This is a genomic window from Paenibacillus sp. SYP-B3998 (assembly GCF_010820665.1).
Classification (GTDB): Bacteria; Bacillota; Bacilli; order Paenibacillales; family NBRC-103111; genus Paenibacillus_E.
In genome coordinates, this window is sequence record NZ_JAAIKC010000002.1 from 423,784 (window position 1) to 442,116 (window position 18,333).

Sequence of the window (18,333 nt, forward strand, 5' to 3'; positions counted from 1 at the left end):
TGGTTACTTCAAAGTAATAATTGAGTAATTCAATGCGACGGGAATTAAATTGTATATATTTTCCGCTGAAGAAGATTGGGATTGGATCGCTTTCCAGGATGTCATTAAGGCGGAACTAATTAAAGAGTGGGCGGAGGACGAGATGTTCGATCCGTGATTCCGTAGTTATTTCAACGTAATCTATAAATAAAATTGATAGACAATAAAAAGATACTTGTAAAAGTTTACAAGTGCTCCAAAGGAGCCAAGCTCCGCTTCGGAACTCATTCGCCAGCAGCAGGACATCCTTGGGCGCAATGGGGAGAAGCAGCGTCTTCGCCAACGTGCCTTGCAGATTAAGACAGCTCATGCGGCGCAGATTCAGGAGGTTGATCGGCTAAATTCTATGCTGTTTGAAGCCCAGGTTCGACAAGATCGCCACGGAATTAGGGGCTAGCGTCATCTACTGTCATCATCACTCCAAAGGCTCGCAGGGTGGCAAGAAGTCGATGGATCGAGCCAGCGGCAGCGGAGTGTTTGCCCGCGATCCAGATGCGCTGATCGACCTCGTGGAGCTAGACGTAACGGAAGCGTAACAGTAGCTGTATTGAAACACTAATCTGTTTGCGTATGCCCGAATCCATGTTTGACTTTGACCGTAACAATAGCTGTATTAGGGCCTTGTTTTTAAGCGCCAAAGAAACACCGGCAAGATTTTCAGATGGTAGATTAGAAAAAAGATCAATAAATCGGATATTAGAACAAATAGGTAGTGGCATGATGCAGAACAGTTGGACCCTGAACGTAAAATATCTCCATTACGTCCTCATGATTTACGGCACGCCTACGCTTATTTATTGTCAAAAGCGACACGGGCTGATCGCTTTGTTTTACAACGTAAACTTGGCCACCGAAACGATAGATATATATAGATCTACACGAACCCGCCTGAAGAAGTGGCAGTCGGTTATGTGCAGAAGATGTGACTCATGATTCTGGTTCTCCCGGATAGGATCCTCGCATCGATCGGCGCGCCGGTGAACGGAATACATGCACTAATAGGGGTACCATCAGCAAAACGCAGATTTACAACGCTAAGAACTTCTGGACACAAAAATAGCCGGTTTTCACCACGTTAAGGGTGCAACCGACTATTTTAGGGTTCATATTCACGTATCGTCGCTTTGGTAGGTCAATACGTGGTACAGCCGAGATAACGTAAAATGGGTCACAGGATGGGGTTTATTACCAGAAATCATCACAATCAAGATAAATGTGGACTTTGTACGCTAAGGGGTACCGTCCGCAATACGTGGTTACCAGTCGAGAACAGGCTTAAGATGAACGCACAAGTAAGCTGAACCTTTCGTACGTTATAAACACTTCGGTGAGGTTTAAACTTGTTTTTATTTCTTTAAAGAGCTGCACTATAAAAGACTTCATTTTCTATCCAAATGCTCTAAAGGACTTGTTTTTATTTGTTTCAACTCTTTTTCAAATCAGCCTTGTGTCGAATGAAGGGGGGATACATGCAAGGGGAAATTTGAGGGGACTGGCGATTCTTAGTTAGCAAATAATGCTTAAGGTACGATTTGGTTGGTATAGAATAAAAAGGTTATCAAATGCCGAACGAAACTCTCAGCAGATGATAACCTTTTGGGGTAGAGTATCAATGATTTCAATAGCTACCCTCACAAATACATTATTGCGCCACTCCAAATACATTGAGTTCAGCCGCACTTGTCACTTGGTTATTGTTTACCTCGCTTAAGGAACGCAGTCTAATATAGCGACCTGTTTTGACTGCAAAGCTGACTTCTTTCAAAGTGGTATCATTTGTAAAGGTACCTGTAGCTACAGCTGTTCCCCAATTCACTCCATCACTACTGACGTAGAACTCATAGTTCTTGATCGTTCCGTTCACTTGGCCGTCTTGTCTTGGCAGGTAGCTGAATTTGGAGATGCTATAGGCTGCACCTAAATCAATTTGAATCTCGTGCGGCATTGGATCTACGGGGCTCCAGTTCGTGTGCCAAAACGTGTCTTTTTTTCCATCAAAGGCATACGTGCCCAAATTGTACCAATTATAGCTGTCTACATATTTTAGTGTCCAATTTGTTTGCGGAATCAAACTAGCTTCTCCTGCTGTTGTGACTGCCACATTCATGGCAGAATCACTTGTGCTTGTCGTCGTAATCGTTACTCCCGATTTGTTTCCAGTGTAGGTATTACTGTTCGGATTGGTGTTTGGACCAAAGGAAGCAGCATGATTATTATTCGTGTAATAGAACGGGTCTTGGTATTCACTGACGGATTGCTCAATATCAACGAAAGGATGAGGATCATTAGTGCTATTATTCATGGCTTCATCAATATGCCAAACCGCGATGCCACCAGAATCTGTTGGCAAGCTTGCATCATATCCAACTTTTTTGCGATTCTCAACTAAAAAATACGTATTATCCTTTAAGGGAATCTTTAAAACATTATAGTTATTTGGGATGGAATGTAGAGTAAAATTGCTGGTGGCATTTACTACAGTTGGTGTTACAAATCCTAATTTTACTTTTGACCAGGCATCCATATGATCGGGTGTAGCTCCAAAATCTTCCCCTTGAAGACTATTCCAGGCTCCATTAGCCATTATACTTAGACCACCCACATGATTATTAACGCCATATAGATCTGGAAGGCCAAAGGAATGGCCTAATTCATGAGCAAGGATACCAATCGTTGCCATATGACCATATTGTTTCTCACCCTGCGCCGTATACATACCTGATACTGCAACACCATCGTGATTTGTGTTGGAAGCATACGACTGATGTGCCCAAATATTTGGCACTGGATCACCACTAGCAGCCTCTTCATTACCAGCAATAACAGTTACAAGGTAGAAGCCATCTTTGGAGTCGATGACTTGATCATTATTGGTATCAAAACTAGCAAAATTCACCTCAGGATCAGCTTTAGCCAGTGCATCTGTTATAACCGTTCTAATGTCTTTTCCCGACATATCCGGATGAGTGTAATCTAATTTTACTTTAACCACCCCATCATTTTGCGTACCATATATTTCGGATGCTGGAGTGATCTGTGCTTTTCCATTACTCACTTCATTATAGTAATTCTTTACTGACTTTTGATTTGCAGAAAAGAATTTGTTGCTCCAATCGTTGTCGCTATATACGATATCAACATTTGTAAAGCCAATTAACAAAACAAGTAATTTTTTGGTTCCTGAAACTGGAGTGACAGTTCCGTCAATATTTTCTGGTAATCCCGTAAATTCTTTCGATCCTGAATGTTCAGGAGAAGATGAGGATTCTTTTTGTAGCTCATTCATGAGCTCCTGTTTTTTCTTTGCTTGAGGGTTGTATTTCTTTATCCAATTGATCAAATTGTTCTCATATACCGCTTTTTCAGGCTTCTTGTCAATTTTATATTTTTTCCCCGTCGATTTCAGATCGTCTGATGTAAGTTCAGCGTAATTCCAATACCCCTTCTGATCTTGTAAAAGTACATCGCCATCCTCTGTGCTTGCCCAATGGAACCATTCATCTCCATGTACCGTGGCTTGAAACGATTCGCCTGACGGTTGCTTTATTTTGACAACTCCATCGTATGCTGGTGCGGCAAAACCGTTCGTTTGAAAGTACAAAACACAAATCAAAGAAAAAACGGACGTGAACAGGAATTTAAAACTTCTTTGCATAAACCTTCCTCCTTTTAGAAGTTGTTATCATGTGGGAATGGTTTCCCTATAGATCCATGAAGATCTCCCCCCCTTTCAATGGTATGCGGAATATTCTGTTGATAACCGCTCCAGATTCATACATAGAATGAATCGGCAGATACATCTATACAGAGCTACCAGAATACTCTTAATTACAATATAGGTAAATTCTAAAAATATGTAAAGTTTTTTATAAAATGAAGTTTACTGTAAAATTAACCAATAAAACGGAAATGAGGAAGGTCACATGTGGAGTTCTGTCAAAAAGCATACTTTCTGAAACGGTGGAATACAGGTAGTATTCTGCATGTCATAAAGTATGTTTTTTCGTTTCGCAACATTTCAACTAACTGATATACTTTTTGACATGGATAATAGGAAGGAGTTGACCTTTTTGAAACTAGGGTACGCTCGCGTTTCTGCCAGAATGGCAGATTAAAAAATGCGTGAACTTGGCATTGAAGAACGTTACATTTTCGTTGACAAGCAGCGTTTGGAATACTTTTTATCTAGGAAAAGCTTCAGATCTACTTTGGAGTAAAGGAACGTTACGAGAGGACTTATTAAAACATATGTCTCCATTGGGATGGGAGCATATCAACTTGGCTTTGACCGTAACAGTAGGTGTATTGAAACTGCGCTCAGGTGCATCTCTGTTTATCAAGAAAGGTGTGGGTTTATGAAGGTATTACGAATAGCTAGAACTATCCCAGCTGTACTTTTAATTTTGTCATTAATGGCTGGTTGTGAAAAAAGAAGTGTCTCTGAGGAAAGAAAGCAAGTTGCTTCTGATCAAAATTATGAAAAACAATTGCAAATCGCACAGAAGCAGTTAGAAGTTGCGAATAAAATGGTTCCCGCTGAGCCAATCGTGTCCTTATCAACTGTGACGCAAATACTTACGGAGTATTACCCCATGCTTTTTAAGCAAAAGGATGAGGATTCATTATTCGAATATTACGCGCGTATGACATGGCACACCTCAGAGAAAAGTAAAGAAAAATTAAAGAAAAATATTGATAAGCACGTTGATTACTTAAAAATTAAAAAAATGTATGCAGACAAGATACTTCCCTTGAAACATGACGACCCTTATCCAGAATGTAGAGTAACTGAGATGAACATAAGCTATCAAAAAGCAAAAAAGGGAGAAGAGGGTTCTTATAAGGTTCACACAGTCTATGAACTATATAAGAAAGATCAGACAATAAGCTTTCCTGTGGATTTAACAATACCAGAAAATAGTGAATTTTTTAGTAGTTTATTTGCATCTGCTGACGATAATGAACCCTATGACTACGGAGTTCCTTCCGATGAGTTAAGTAAAACGCGAAGAGATTTTATGAACTTATTGATCGGTGCAAGAACCAGAACACTCACAGTCGAAGAAAGTAAAATTTTGTTGGAATAGTATTGTAGGTTGTGATTATAAAAAAGGTGGAAACATGCTCTTTTTGAAAAGAGTTTTTTCCACCTTTTGGTCTTTCAGAAAAAGTAATACAGTCTTTAACCGTAACAAGAAAAGAGCCCTCCATTTGGAAGACTCTGTGTGATATACTTGTTTGGTACAGCACAACCTTGGGTGCGGCATACCTCCAGAAAGGAGGTTGATGCCATGGAAACTTTCCAAACGTCACTTAATCTTGTTAAAACTAAAAAAGCTGTCCCAACCCCCCGCTAAACCTTAAATGTGCCTACAACTTCAGCTAACTCCTGCGCAGTATGGCTTAAAGAAAGCGAGGAAGAGGTAATTTCTTCAACAGAGGCCAATTGTTCTTCCGTTGATGCGGCTACGGTTTGGGCGGAGCCTGACGCGCGCTTAGCTAAGCTGCTCATTTCTTGCACAGATGCAGCAACTTCTTCTGAACTTGCTGCCATTTCTTGTGCGGAGGCCGCTACTTCTTGTACTTTTTCAGAAAGCAATCCTGAGGTGGTTACAATTTTTTCGAAAGCCTTCTCAGCTTCGGTGACTGCCGAAAGACCGTATTTAACCTCCTGCAGACTGCGCCCCATCGTTAGAACTGACTTAGCTGTATCCTTTTGGATAGCCGAGATGAGATCATTAATTTTTTGAACGGAATTCGTTGATTGTTCAGCCAGCTTCTTAACTTCATTCGCAACAACCGCAAATCCCTTCCCGTGTTCACCGGCTCTCGCTGATTCAATCGAGGCATTTAGCGCTAATAGACTTGTTTGCCCAGCGATATCGCCTATCAATTTAACAACTTCACCTATACTTTCCGAATGAATCTCTAACATCTTCATTTCTTGTTCACTTTCATCCACGGATCGGCTAATGTTATTCATTTTCTCTACGACCGATTGAATCGATTCGTTCCCTCTGTTCGCATGATTAGCAGCATCTTGTGATAGTTCTGAAACCTCAGTCGTTGTTTCAGCAATTCGCTGAATACCAACAGCCATTTCTTCCATCGCTCTACTCGTTTCCGTTGCGCTTTGCAATTGATTCTCCGAGCCTGCTGCAACTTCTTGAATAGAAATCGTAACATGCTTCGTGGCTTCCGTATTTTGCTCCGAACTGGCAAGAAGCTGTTGAGAGGACGCCGCAACCGTTGTGGAGGCATCTTGAATTTTAAATATTGTGCTTTTTAAGGTCGCTACCATCTCATTCATGGATTGAACCAGGTTACCGATCTCATCTCTCTGTTTGAGCTCCATTCTTTCTATGGACAAATCGCCTTTAGCTACTTGTCCCAACAATTCGGACACCTTGCGAACGGGTCTAGAAATCATCTTATTCATAACAATAACCAGCGTAATGCCAATAAGAACCGAAATCACAATAATTATAATGCCGCGAACAACATTGCTGTTATAAATCGTTAAGCTCTCTTGCTTGGCCTGCATAGCGCCGTCCTTATTAATTTTAACCATTTGATCTAAATTTGTTTGCATATCTTCAAATGACTTTTCAGATTCATCCATTAATTTCGTAATATCCTTCTCTTTACTTGCAGAGCCCGTTATCAAATTAATCTGCTTCCCTATTTCATCAGCTCGCTTGAACGTCTCCTGAAACTTGCTCCATTTCTCCTTTAACTGCTCCGTGTTCGCTTGATCTTCCGGACTGGCGAATGTTTTCGCATATTCATTTAATTCCGTATCGATCACTTGAAAAGTTTTTTGCGCCTCTTGCTCGTAGCTTAATTTTTTGGATGCATCCGGATGTGTCAAAATTTTAAACTGTAAAGATAGAATATGTTCCGTCATGTAGTTCACGTTATTTGCAATTTCAACGCCGCTTAACCAACTCCCTGCAATTTCTTGTGTCTTGTCTTGCATAACGCGCTCTCGATTAAGTGAAGAAGTTCCCAATCCTATTAATAAAATTAATAGGACAGAGAAAGATAGCGCTAATTTCATTCCAACCGTAAGTTTCACTTGGTTTTTAAACATGTTGTTCTCTCCCTCATCGTAGTTATACGATGTTTATCGACAAAATTAGACACAATTATTACCTTTTTTCAAAATGTCCGCCGCACAGTGTAATCCAAAGAAATATGCATTACCTCTTAATAGGTTAACCAGCATTTTTCTGAATAGCCTGTTTTATTCATTTCATTGTTTCATTGTTCGTTGCTGTAGTAAAATCGTCATATACCCACCATCTGGAAATAGACCATACGCAAGGAGCCTGCTTCTTATGAAACGATTGTTGATTTACTCCTTAGTTGTTCTTATAAGCTACATTGCTGGCCTCTTCTTTTACAGAGCAGCGTTCTATTGTCTGGGCATCCCTACAGATAGTGAATATGATTTGCTCAACACGGGATTAAGCCTATTCTTCATTTTTGTTGCTGTTCCATCCTACATTTGGATTTCCCTTTTACTTTTACACTTTAAATCTCGTTCATTCGTGTTTGATACGCTTGCATTCATACTATTTGGTTTTTTCCCGGCTACGATGGTCCCTTTTATGATTGGATTTGGTTTTGGATATTTAACCCTTTCATCCTACTTTTTCTCCGATATGGCTATTCTTCTCTATGCGTTTTTCACAGGTACAGGCTTATTCTTCTCTATTGGATCGTCTGCAGCTAAAATGTATATAAAGAAAAGTCACTCATAACTTCAAAAAAAGAATAATCAAATCCCCATTTATCAAAGGTTTGATCATTCCTCTACGGGGCTGCTTGCTTGAAGTCCAAACACAAAATGGTATATACTGTCACAATAGTTAACGCACGGAACTAAATACGGTAAAAGGAAATTATTAAAACCTATGCTCATCAAGCAATTCGCGTGGATACCTACCAAAGCTCTGGTCGTCGCTGGGATCTTATTTTTTTTGTTTACAATGATTTGTTCGTATTTGAATACAATTACCTTGATTGTTATTGATGTTAAAATCATAAGCCTATTTATCGGGGCAATTTGTTTGATTGGCGTAGCCGCATTCATCGCTGCAAGTTCGCTTTCGAGGAGAATGTACCTATCCATTCTTTTACTCGTTGCCATCGCAATAAGATTAGTTTGGATACTAGCCATTGACACACAGCCGAATTCCGATTTCCAAGTTATGTACGAATCCGCTTTACTCGCAGCCCAAGGAAGTGTCTCTTTTGGTGATTCGGAATATTTTGTTAGATGGCCTTATCAAATTGGATTTACTTTATACCAGATGCTATTAATTAAACTATTTGGAACGCCAATGATCATCTTGAAACTATTCAATCTTGTTTTCAATGTAGGAACGGCCGTGCTCCTCTATTTGATCGCGGCGAAAGTTTTTAACGAGTTTTGCGGTCGAATTGCCATGCTGCTCTTTGCGATGTATACACCTAGCATTATTTTATGCTCTGTCTTAACGAATCAACATCTTTCAATCTTTCTATTTTTTTTAGGAAGCTATTTCATCATTCATAAGGGTCTCACTTCTCGATACCATTGGATATTCATTGGATTGTCCTATGGGCTTGGTCATTTGTTCAGACCTATGGGCAGTTTTTATCTCCTTGCTTTCATTGCTTATGTACTCCTATTCAAGTTATTGCGTACTCCTAGGAAGTTTGTAGGGTCTGTTTTAGGCAAAACATTAGGCGTAGTTGTCGTTTACATCATCGTTCAGCAGCTCTTTAGCTACACGTTAATTGCCACCGGGGTAACCCACTCCAAGCTATCCAATAATGAACCCTACTGGAAGCTTGTCGTCGGATTAAATCAGCCTCACGAAGGCGCGTGGAATTCGGAAGACGCCAATTATGTCGTGCAATACGCATTTGGGAAGGAAAGAAATCAGATCGAACTTCAAATGGTTAGGGAACGATTGGCAGATAAGTCCGCACTGATCGTTCTCTTTACCAAGAAATTCAAATCCATGTGGGGGGATGGCGATCCATCCATATTTTGGAGTCTAGGGGATATCGATATTGAACATCTTAGCGTGCTTATGGTAATCCTGATGCTAACGGAAGGCATTGCTTATTTTCTTCTCGCTTTGTTTGGACTTCTTTCTTTACTTTTCCTTTTACGGAGAAATGAGTATCCAAAGCATGCTTTATTTCTATTGATGCTTCTGGGTTATGTCATCGTACACGCCTTAATTGAGATTCAAACCCGTTATCGCATTGATATCCTACCTTGCCTGTTTATTTTGCAAAGCTACGGCATTTTTGTCTTCTATACTTCCATCAAACGATTACTCATTTCGAAAAACAAGCCTCGTAAAAAAGCCATGAATCCTCCAATGACGGATTCATGACTTGCCTGCATAATTAAGTTACCGCGCGATGTTCGCTAGCCACTGCTGAGGATTCAACTGGAGGTCGTTTGCGCATGGTGGGTGCAGCGTCTGCATCTCGAATACGCAGAGCAAACAACAGTGCTACTAACAAGAATACTGCCGCACCAAGCAGCGCAACTCGATAAGCAGCCAAATTAGGCTGCTCAGCGCCGACTACGTCAACCGTGCTTGTGCCAATTGCGGCCAGCACACTGGCAAGCAGTGCCATGCCAAAAGCAGAACCAAGTCGATTCTGAACAGTGAACAACGTCGATGCCCTTCCCATAGAACTCGGGGGTATGTTGGCAAAGGAAGCGATCTGTACCGATCCTACGGCGTGACCCAGAAAAAAGCCAGCGCCAAACAATAACATTCTTGGGAACCAAGGATTGGTCGCTTGGTCAATCAGACTTAACAACACAAAGATTGCAGCCGCACACAACAGCGAAATGGTGATCAGCCGACGTGGACCCTGCCGATGATAGGACCATGGGGTAATCTGAGAAGCAAGCATGAGCCCGAGCGCTTCCGGAAAAGTTGTCAGGCCCGTGTCCAACGCTGAAGCATGTAAAGCTTCTTGATACATTAGCGGAAATACATAGAGCATCCCGAGTAAACCTGCTGCCGAGAACATTGAAATTAAGCCCATGGTTCGGAACAACCGATCGGTTAACAGACGCAGATCAAGCATTGGCTTACTTACTCGCAGTTCAACGAAGACGAGTGCCGCAATCAACAAAATCCCAACACCCCCTAGCCCAACAATCTCCGGAGAGCTCCACCCCCGCGACGAACCTTGACTAAGCGCATACACAACCAAGGATAGACCCGGTAGAGAGAGTAGAAAGCCTGGTAGATCCAAGCGTCCTGCGGCAAGCTCCTTGTGCTCCTTCAAATAAATGAATCCGAACAATAATGCCAGAATCCCAACCGGAAGGTTGACATAGAACACCCATCGCCATGAAAACTGATCCACCAGTAATCCGCTCACAATCGGGCCTAACGCAGGCGCTAGGGCAATGGGAAGGACTAGGATCCGTGATACTTTAGCTCGTTCCTGCGGTGGAAACGTTCTGAAGAGCATCGCCATCCCCACCGGAGTGAGCAGTCCGCCGCCTGCGCCTTGGATGACGCGAAACAACGTCAAAGCGCTCAGACTGTCAGCAAGTCCGCATAAAGCAGATGCTAAGGTGAATACGCCAAGCGCAAGCAAGAAAATTCGCTTGGTCCCCCATCTATCGCCTAGCCATCCCGCTACCGGGAGAAAAACCGCGAGACTTACCAGATATCCGACATTGACGGTACCTATGGCCGAAGGTGGTACAAGAAGGTCGTTACTGATCGTTCGAAGTGCAACATTCACGATCGTTGCGTCCATGGCAGCCATAAACATAGCTGCCACGTACACAATACTCACGACGACCTTGGGATTAAGTCGGATACTCATCTAACTCCCCTTTGCTAGCGCCAGCTGCGGCGTACAAGCTTTTCGGCCGCAAATCCGTCCATTGCGAGTTGATGTAATCCAGACACGTCTGCCGACTCTCTGGCTCATTAATAGCAACCCAGCCAGGTGGCACAAGGGCAAAAGCTGGCCAGAGCGAATACTGACCTTCGTCATTCCTCAGCACCAGAAAGGCCCCCTCTGTTTGTTCAAAAGGATTTGTCATAAGTTAATTCCCTCCCATATGCTTGTGATATAGAGCTGTTCATTTCGTGCAGCTTGGCTGCAAGTACGCGTCCAATTTCAGTAAGCGGACCCGGTTGACACAGGTCCTTATGTCGACAATCAATATCATGCTGTACGATTCGACCATCGATATAAGGGGTCCAAGTTTCCGGGGCAATCGGGTCGAACCAGTCTGGAATGACAGTTGACCTGAAAAACAAGAGATTCCCATGAAACGGTTTAGGAACAAAAGCAGCCAAGATGCGAACTGAATTCACATACGTCTCTTTCAAATTTAATATTGTAGATGCCTCAAGGCTGGCTAATGCGCTGCCATCACTGCGAAGAATGTCTATTGCACTAGTCATATCCAACGGCTTATCTCCCATGCTATCTGGGTCATAGCCACCTAAGGCAAGTAAAGCGATAAGAGCTTCCTGTTCATCAGGACCTTCTCGCAGAGGCAAGAAGTGACTTGGGTAGGCATCCAGCATGACAAGAAGAGGAATGTCCTCGCCTAGGTTTTGAAGTTGAACCGCGATGGCTTGGGCAACATTACCTCCAAGCGACCAGCCGAGCAGATGGTACGGTCCTTGCGGTTGAACCGAGCGAATATGTGCAATGTAATCCGCAGCCATGTCCTCAACGGTTTTAGGAAGTCCTTCCGACTGAGCAATACCGCGTGCTTGCAGCCCGTAAATCGGGTAATCCGTACCTAGAGACTTAATCAGACCCGCATAACACCAACTAAGCCCTCCCGCAGGATGTATACAAAACAATGGGAATCGCTTGCCATTCGTCCTTAGCGGGAGTAAGACATTAAGCGCGCTTTGACTTGTCCCCATCGCCAGTCGCTCAGCCAGACCAGCGACAGTCGGGGCCTCAAAGAGGTTACCAATACCCATTTCTACCCCCAACGCTTCGCGAATGCCGCTCATTAGACGGACAGCTAACAAGGAATGACCTCCCAAGTCGAAGAAGCCATCATCAATTCCTACTCGGGATAATCCCAGAACCTCAGCGAATAAATCACACAAAATTTCCTCCTGCGGCGTTCTTGGTCCTCGCCCTGTAACCGATGTGGAGAAATCAGGTGCCGGTAGCGCCTTACGATCCAGTTTACCGTTCGGAGTCAACGGCAACTGTTCAACCATCACGAAAGCAGATGGTACCATATAATCAGGCAGACTACTTGCAACATGCCGACGGAGTTCAGTGGGCTCACATGTAGCTTGAGATGCAGGAACGACATAAGCCACCAGACGTTTGTCGCCAGGCTGGTCTTCACGAACGACAACCGCAACCTGTTTCGCTTCGGAATACCGCGCAAGGACGGCCTCGATCTCGCCCAGTTCGATCCGGAAACCACGAATCTTAATTTGGTGATCGGCACGGCCCATATAATCTAGGGAACCGTCCGTAAGCCAGCGTGAAAGATCGCCCGTTCGGTACATGCGCGTACCAGGCTGACCAAATGGATTCGCAACAAAACGCTCTGCTGTCAAACCCGGACGGCCTAGGTAACCACGAGCTAAGCCTTCGCCAGCCACATAAAGCTCCCCAACGACTCCAGGAGGAACGGGCTGTAAATTAGCATCCAGCACATACACCTGAAGGTCAGGTATCGCTCGGCCAATCAGACTATTTGCCCTCAAAGCAGCGATCTGCCGATTAAGCGCATTGAAACTTACATGTACAGTTGTTTCCGTAATACCGTACATGTTAATGAGCGTTGGTGCGTGATCTAAATGACGATCATACCAGTCTTCCAGACGGCTAAGCTCCAGAGCTTCACCGCCGAAAATCACATATCGCAAAGAGAGCAACTGTCCAAGACTCGGATTTTCCTTGTCCGCTTGCATCAATTGATAAAACGCCGACGGCGTCTGATTGAGTACAGTGACCCCTTCCTCGACAAGCAATTGTAGGAATTCTAAAGGTGAACGACTAATCGTATGCGGAACGACAATCAGACGACCTCCATGAAGCAGCGGTCCCCAGATTTCCCAGACCGAGAAGTCGAAGGCATAGGAATGGAAAAGCGTCCAGATATCTTCGGTCCCGAAATGAAACCAATGTTCCGTTGAACGGAACAGTCGGACAACGTTCTGATGCGGTATCACAACGCCTTTAGGTCTTCCCGTAGAACCAGATGTGTAGATGATATATGCAGGATTGAGCGGCGACAAGGCCCCTACTCGGTCCATATCGCTTGGATCGTTATCCAGATAACGCCCTATCCTCTCTATAGTATCAGGATCATCAAGTACAACAACTGGCGCATGGCTGACCTCAGTCAGCGCGAATGCAATCTGCCTGCTCGTAATGATGCACGCAGGCGCCGTATCCTCCAACATAAAGGCGATGCGATCAGCCGGATAATCAGGGTCCAGAGGCAGATACGCTGCGCCAGCTTTGAGCACTGCCAGCAGTCCGACGACCATCTCCAGCGATCGTGGTAAAGCCAAAGCAACAATCTGCTCAGGTCCTACCCCTTGAGCAATCAACAAATGTGCAAGTCGATTCGCTCGTCGGTTTAGCTCAGCATAACTGAGTTCGACACCCTCGCATACGATTGCTGCAGCGTCTGGGCTGCGAGTAACCTGCGCTTCGAACATGAGCGGCAAATTACTTTGCGGGGCCACCTTTACAGGCTCATTCCATTCGACTAGGATCTGGTGACGTTCCTCAGGAGCAAGAAATTCCAAACGCCCAATCAGCTGATCTGGATCAGAAACCGCTGCTTCCAGCAATCGAAGGAGACGCACCATCATCATTTCGACTGTCTCTCGTTTGAATAGCTCGGTGCTGTACTCGAATAATCCGTCAATACCATCCGGTGTGCCGTCCGGTGTGCGTCGTTCACGAAGTTCCACCGTAAGGTCAAACTTTGCGGAACCAACTGTATGAATTTGCAGGCTCGTTTCCAGCCTGGGTAGTATTAAGGTAGCATCCGGCGTATTTTGGAACGCCAGCATGATTTGAAACAACGGATGTCTAGCCCGAGATCTGGCAGGATTAATTACTTCTACAAGACGCTCGAAAGGCACATCCTGATGATCGTAGGCAGCGAGATTAACCTCCCTTACTCTGCCCACAAGCTCGCGGAAGCTCGGATCTCCCGATGTGTCCGTGCGCAGCACCAACGTGTTGACAAACAAGCCTACCAGATCAGCTAGCGCATCATCGCTGCGGCCAGCGATGGGGCTGCCGATCGGAATATCGGTTCCTGCGCCAAGCCGAGTCAGTAGGGCAGTAAGACCCGACTGAAGCACCATGAATAAACTGGCCCTGCTTTCACGAGCAAGGGCGAGTAGACGACGGTGAAGCTCTGGCTCAACGTGGAAGTCTATCGTATCGCCACGATGACTAGACTCAGCTGGCCTCGGATAATCCGTAGGCAGCTCCAGTTGATCCGGCAAGCTTTTCAATGCCTTGCTCCAGAAGGTAAGCTGCCTTGCGATTAAGCTGTCTGGATCGCTTTCGTTGCCTAGCAGTTCGCGCTGCCAGAGCGCATAATCGGCATACTGCACAGGCAGCGGTAACCAAGCTGCCACCTCATCTTGACTTCGTGCTGTATAGGCCGCAGCAAGATCAGCGGCAAGCGGAGTCAGCGACCAGCCATCACCGACAATATGGTGCAAGAGAAGCAGCAGCACATGCTCATTGGGTCCAAAAACGAACAGTTGGACGCGAATCGCCGGTTCGGCCGACAAATCGAAGCTATGGCGCACAGCAGCAGCAAGTACCTCTGCGAACTCCGTTTCGTTCGTAGGGACAACATGGAGAGCAGGTCGTCCCTCGGCAGTACCCAGGATAAGTTGACGCGATGTCCCCAATGCCTCTGGGAAGATGGTGCGCAGCGTCTCGTGCCGTTCTACAACATCTTCAAGGGCGGCCTGCAGCACCTCCCGATCCAATTGTCCAGACAAGCGCATCACCAACGGAATGTTATAAGTTGGACTAGGCCCTTCTAGACAGTTAAGAAACCACAAGCGTTGTTGAGCGAAGGAAAGCGGAACTTCTTCCGGTCGAGCAACCGAGCGCACTGCGGGTCTGGCGTTCAGCCCTTGATCAAGTCGTTTCACAAGACCAGCAACGGTAGGAGCCTCAAAGAGGTTGCCGATTCCCAGTTCGACACCAAGGGCATCGCGAATACGGATCATCAAACGGGCCGCAAGCAAGGAATGGCCGCCCAGCTCGAAGAAGCCGTCATCAATACCCACTCGAGGCAAGGCGAGTACCTCTGCGAACAGATCACACAAAATTTCTTCCTGAGGTGTTCGAGGGCTTCTGCCCGTTACAGATAAGGAAAGATCAGGAACCGGCAGCGCCTTGCGATCAATTTTGCCGTTAGGAGTCAACGGCAGCTCCGTTAATAACACGAAAGCGGACGGCACCATATAATCCGGCAAACCGTCTGCGATAAATCGACGGAGCTCGGCAGACTCTGGACTAGCATTGGATGCTGATACGAGGTAAGCAACCAGTCGTTTATCTCCCGGTTGGTCTTCTCGAACCATGACCGAAACCTGAGCGATACTTTCATGCCGAGCAAGTGCAGCCTCGATCTCACCCAGTTCAATCCGGAAACCTCGAATCTTGATTTGATGATCAGCTCGACCAACATAATCAAGCGAACCATTGGCAAGCCATCTAGCAAGGTCGCCCGTACGGTACATCCTTGTGCCTGGCGTACCAAACGGATTAGCTACGAAACGCTCAGCCGTCAATCCTGGTCGCCCTAAATAACCGCGAGCTAGCCCAGCGCCAGCGATATAAAGATCCCCAATCACCCCCGGCGGAACAGGTTGTAGACTGGCGTCCAATACATAAAGCTGCGTATTCCAAATCGGCCAACCAATAGGCGGATTCCCTGCTTCCTCGTCATGAAGAAGGGCAGCTGCAGTTGACCATATCGTTGTTTCCGTCGGGCCATAAAGATTCGTAATTTGGCAGCCAAGAGCCTGTAAAGCGTGCTTAAGCCCAACCGGAAGCGCTTCGCCCCCTACGAGTACCCGCAGACCGCGAAGTGCAGGAGAATTGGTTGTCACTAATGAGTGCCACAAGGTAGGCGTAGCCTGCATCAGGGTAACGCCTGTCTCCGCGATTATTTTCGTTAAAGCCGGAGGGTCCTGAATGGTCATCTTTTGAGCGATAACAATTCCCGCCCCTCTGATAAGCGGAAGGAATATTTCCAAAGCTGCGATATCAAAAGCAATCGTAGTAACGGCGAGAAGCCGATCCTGCTCATTAAGTAAGAATTGCTCCTGCATAGCAAAGAGAAAGTTGGTTAAATTTTCATATGAAATAATGACGCCTTTAGGTCTACCAGTAGATCCCGATGTGTAGATAACGTAAGCCGAGTTTAATGGTGAGACATGCTGGGTCCGATCTGTATCGGTCAGATTGCTATCGGAAAATTGCCATAATCGCTCAATCGTGACAGCCTCATCGACTACGATCAGCGGAGCTATTAAGCCCTCGGGCAGCTTAGAGACAACAAGTGAACTCGTGATCACGCATACGGGCTCGGCATCTTCAAGCATATAAGCCATTCGATCAACCGGATAGTCGGGATCTAGCGGCAAATAGGCCGCTCCAGCCTTGAGCACTGCCAGAAGTCCAACAACCATCTCTATGGATCTTGGTAACGCCAAAGCCACAATTCGCTCTGGCCCTACACCCTGCGCAATCAATAGACGCGCAAGCCGATTTACCCGTATATTTAGCTCGCTGTAACTCAGCGTGGCGTTGTCGACAAGTAATGCAGCAGCATCTGGACTGCGAGCCACCTGCGCCTCGAATAACGCAGGTACATTCACCTGCGGCACAACATGTCGGGTCTCATTCCATGCGGCCACGACTTGATGACGTTCCTCAGGCAGGAGAAGCTCAAGCCTGCCGATCACCTGATTCTGATCGGTCTCCGCGATCGTTTCCAAGAAACGCAGGAAACGTCGTTGATGAATGGCGAGATCTTCCCTACTATACACCGCAGGGTTCGCATCCATATCAATACGCAACCCATTCCCATCTGACCTGTCATAAACGTTAATCGATATATCATCAACCGGCCCTGCCGATAGATTGTGCGTAGTGCCTCGATACCCAGCAAAGCTCAGATCATAGTCAAATGGCATAATATTAATCTGCGGACCGAACAATCTCCGGTTGTCACCAAGCAATTTGAGATCGCGACGCAATTCTTCGTGCCGGTAACCTTGATGGCGTCGTACCGCACGAATTTCTTTGGATACCTGTTTAACGAGCTCAGATATGCTCATATCTGGGCGTACCGACAAACGCAGTGGCAGCAAATTCATTACCATGCCAGGAATTCGAAGGGAAACTGAACCAAGTCGTCCCATCATAGGCAAGCCTAAGATGACATCCTGCGCACCAGTTAGACGAAAAACATAAGCAGCCGTAGTGGCTATAGCAAGATCAGACCAGTTCGCTGCAGTATTTTTGACAGCATCACGCAAGCGCTCTGCATGAGTAGGAGATAAATACGCTGTTAGACGTAGAAAGCTTCTAGATGTTCTTGGCGCTCGATCGGCCAAGCTCACAGCCTCAGGTTCATCGACAAAGCGTTCCAGCCAGAATTGACGATCCCGTTCAATCTTCTCCGATGCTCGATACGCGGAATCTTCATTCAAGATCGAAAGCAAGGAGCCAAATGTACTTTCTCCAAGCAGGAGCCCGCTTGCAAGTGCTGTATAGTTTCTCGCTACCCGCTGCGCAAGGAGCGAAAACCCAAAGCCATCCATCACAATATGATGAATACGTTGGTACCAGAAAAACCGATCAGGCCCCAACCTAAACAACGCTTCAGTAAAGAGAGGACCGCTTCTGAGATCGACAGGTTGGGACAAGTCTGCTTTCATCCATGCCTCCGCCGCTTCTTTTGGATCAGACTCTTTACTGACATCGATCACATACAGCGGCCAATCGGACGAGGGGTCCACTATTTGCCATGGCCCGTCCTCATCCTCGCCGAAGCGAACATGCAGCGTTTCAGCATCCATGACAGCCTGCCTTAATGCTGCTTCGAACAGAGCAGAGTCAATCGGACCGCTAATTTCTATACATTCGCCGGTATTATAGATTGGATTTTCTGGGTCGAGCTGTTGAGCAAACCAAATACCGGACTGTGCGCCCGACAATGACCAGCGAACCTCCTGACGATTAGGCATTGATCTC

The 18,333-nt window shown here is 45.6% G+C and carries 9 protein-coding genes and 1 pseudogene; 5 read left to right on the forward strand and 5 right to left on the reverse strand.

Annotated elements, in window-relative coordinates; all coding sequences use genetic code 11:
• Window positions 1-392 precede the first annotated feature (392 nt).
• Entirely contained in the window at window positions 393-575 is a 183-nt protein-coding gene (locus GK047_RS10100; protein WP_163943851.1) for a hypothetical protein, read from the forward strand.
• 1,106 nt (window positions 576-1,681) lie between these two features.
• Here the strand turns inward: GK047_RS10100 and GK047_RS10105 are convergent.
• Entirely contained in the window at window positions 1,682-3,694 is a 2,013-nt protein-coding gene (locus GK047_RS10105; RefSeq protein ID WP_163945034.1) for a M6 family metalloprotease domain-containing protein, read from the reverse strand.
• Between the two features lie 509 nt (window positions 3,695-4,203).
• On the opposite strand from GK047_RS10105, the pseudogene GK047_RS30590 reads away from it, so the two are divergent.
• Both GK047_RS30590 and GK047_RS10115 read left to right on the forward strand, forming a co-directional pair.
• Window positions 4,204-4,398, forward strand: a pseudogene (locus GK047_RS30590) (Tn3 family transposase); the annotation flags it as partial.
• Window positions 4,395-5,126, forward strand: a complete 732-nt coding sequence (locus GK047_RS10115; RefSeq protein WP_205516645.1) for a hypothetical protein — start codon at window positions 4,395-4,397, stop codon at window positions 5,124-5,126. The pseudogene GK047_RS30590 and the gene GK047_RS10115, both read left to right, overlap by 4 nt.
• 266 nt (window positions 5,127-5,392) lie before the next feature.
• Here the strand turns inward: GK047_RS10115 and GK047_RS10120 are convergent, their stop codons facing one another.
• Window positions 5,393-7,132: a methyl-accepting chemotaxis protein gene (locus GK047_RS10120; RefSeq protein ID WP_163945036.1), complete on the reverse strand. Its 1,740-nt coding sequence runs from the start codon at window positions 7,130-7,132 to the stop codon at window positions 5,393-5,395.
• A gap of 247 nt (window positions 7,133-7,379) precedes the next feature.
• On the opposite strand from GK047_RS10120, the gene GK047_RS10125 reads away from it, so the two are divergent.
• Window positions 7,380-7,805, forward strand: coding sequence for a hypothetical protein (locus GK047_RS10125; protein WP_163945039.1), 426 nt, complete (start codon window positions 7,380-7,382; stop codon window positions 7,803-7,805).
• 153 nt (window positions 7,806-7,958) lie between these two features.
• Window positions 7,959-9,437: an ArnT family glycosyltransferase gene (locus GK047_RS10130; RefSeq protein ID WP_163945041.1), complete on the forward strand. Its 1,479-nt coding sequence runs from the start codon at window positions 7,959-7,961 to the stop codon at window positions 9,435-9,437.
• Between the two features lie 13 nt (window positions 9,438-9,450).
• On the opposite strand, the gene GK047_RS10135 is transcribed toward GK047_RS10130, so the two are convergent.
• Genes GK047_RS10135 through GK047_RS10145 form a run of 3 tightly spaced genes read right to left on the reverse strand, consistent with a single transcriptional unit; the run spans window position 9,451 to window position 18,326 of the window.
• Entirely contained in the window at window positions 9,451-10,905 is a 1,455-nt protein-coding gene (locus GK047_RS10135) for a DHA2 family efflux MFS transporter permease subunit (protein ID WP_163945044.1), read from the reverse strand.
• Window positions 10,889-11,128 (reverse strand): MbtH family protein, encoded by a 240-nt coding sequence (locus GK047_RS10140; protein WP_163945057.1) that lies wholly within the window; start codon window positions 11,126-11,128, stop codon window positions 10,889-10,891. The genes GK047_RS10135 and GK047_RS10140 overlap by 17 nt, the downstream gene beginning before the upstream one ends.
• On the reverse strand, window positions 11,112-18,326 hold the full coding sequence (locus GK047_RS10145; RefSeq protein WP_163945060.1) for an amino acid adenylation domain-containing protein: 7,215 nt from the start codon (window positions 18,324-18,326) through the stop codon (window positions 11,112-11,114). Before GK047_RS10145 ends, GK047_RS10140 begins: the two co-directional genes overlap by 17 nt.
• Between the last annotated feature and the right edge of the window lie 7 nt (window positions 18,327-18,333).

Coding starts and splice junctions, on each gene's coding strand:
- GK047_RS10130 (WP_163945041.1), top strand. CDS start 7,959: ATGCTCATCAAGCAATTCGCGTGGATACCTACCAAAGCTCTGGTCGTC.
- GK047_RS10140 (WP_163945057.1), bottom strand. CDS start 11,128: ATGACAAATCCTTTTGAACAAACAGAGGGGGCCTTTCTGGTGCTGAGG.
- GK047_RS10115 (WP_205516645.1), top strand. CDS start 4,395: ATGAAGGTATTACGAATAGCTAGAACTATCCCAGCTGTACTTTTAATT.
- GK047_RS10105 (WP_163945034.1), bottom strand. CDS start 3,694: ATGCAAAGAAGTTTTAAATTCCTGTTCACGTCCGTTTTTTCTTTGATT.
- GK047_RS10125 (WP_163945039.1), top strand. CDS start 7,380: ATGAAACGATTGTTGATTTACTCCTTAGTTGTTCTTATAAGCTACATT.
- GK047_RS10145 (WP_163945060.1), bottom strand. CDS start 18,326: ATGCCTAATCGTCAGGAGGTTCGCTGGTCATTGTCGGGCGCACAGTCC.
- GK047_RS10120 (WP_163945036.1), bottom strand. CDS start 7,132: ATGTTTAAAAACCAAGTGAAACTTACGGTTGGAATGAAATTAGCGCTA.
- GK047_RS10135 (WP_163945044.1), bottom strand. CDS start 10,905: ATGAGTATCCGACTTAATCCCAAGGTCGTCGTGAGTATTGTGTACGTG.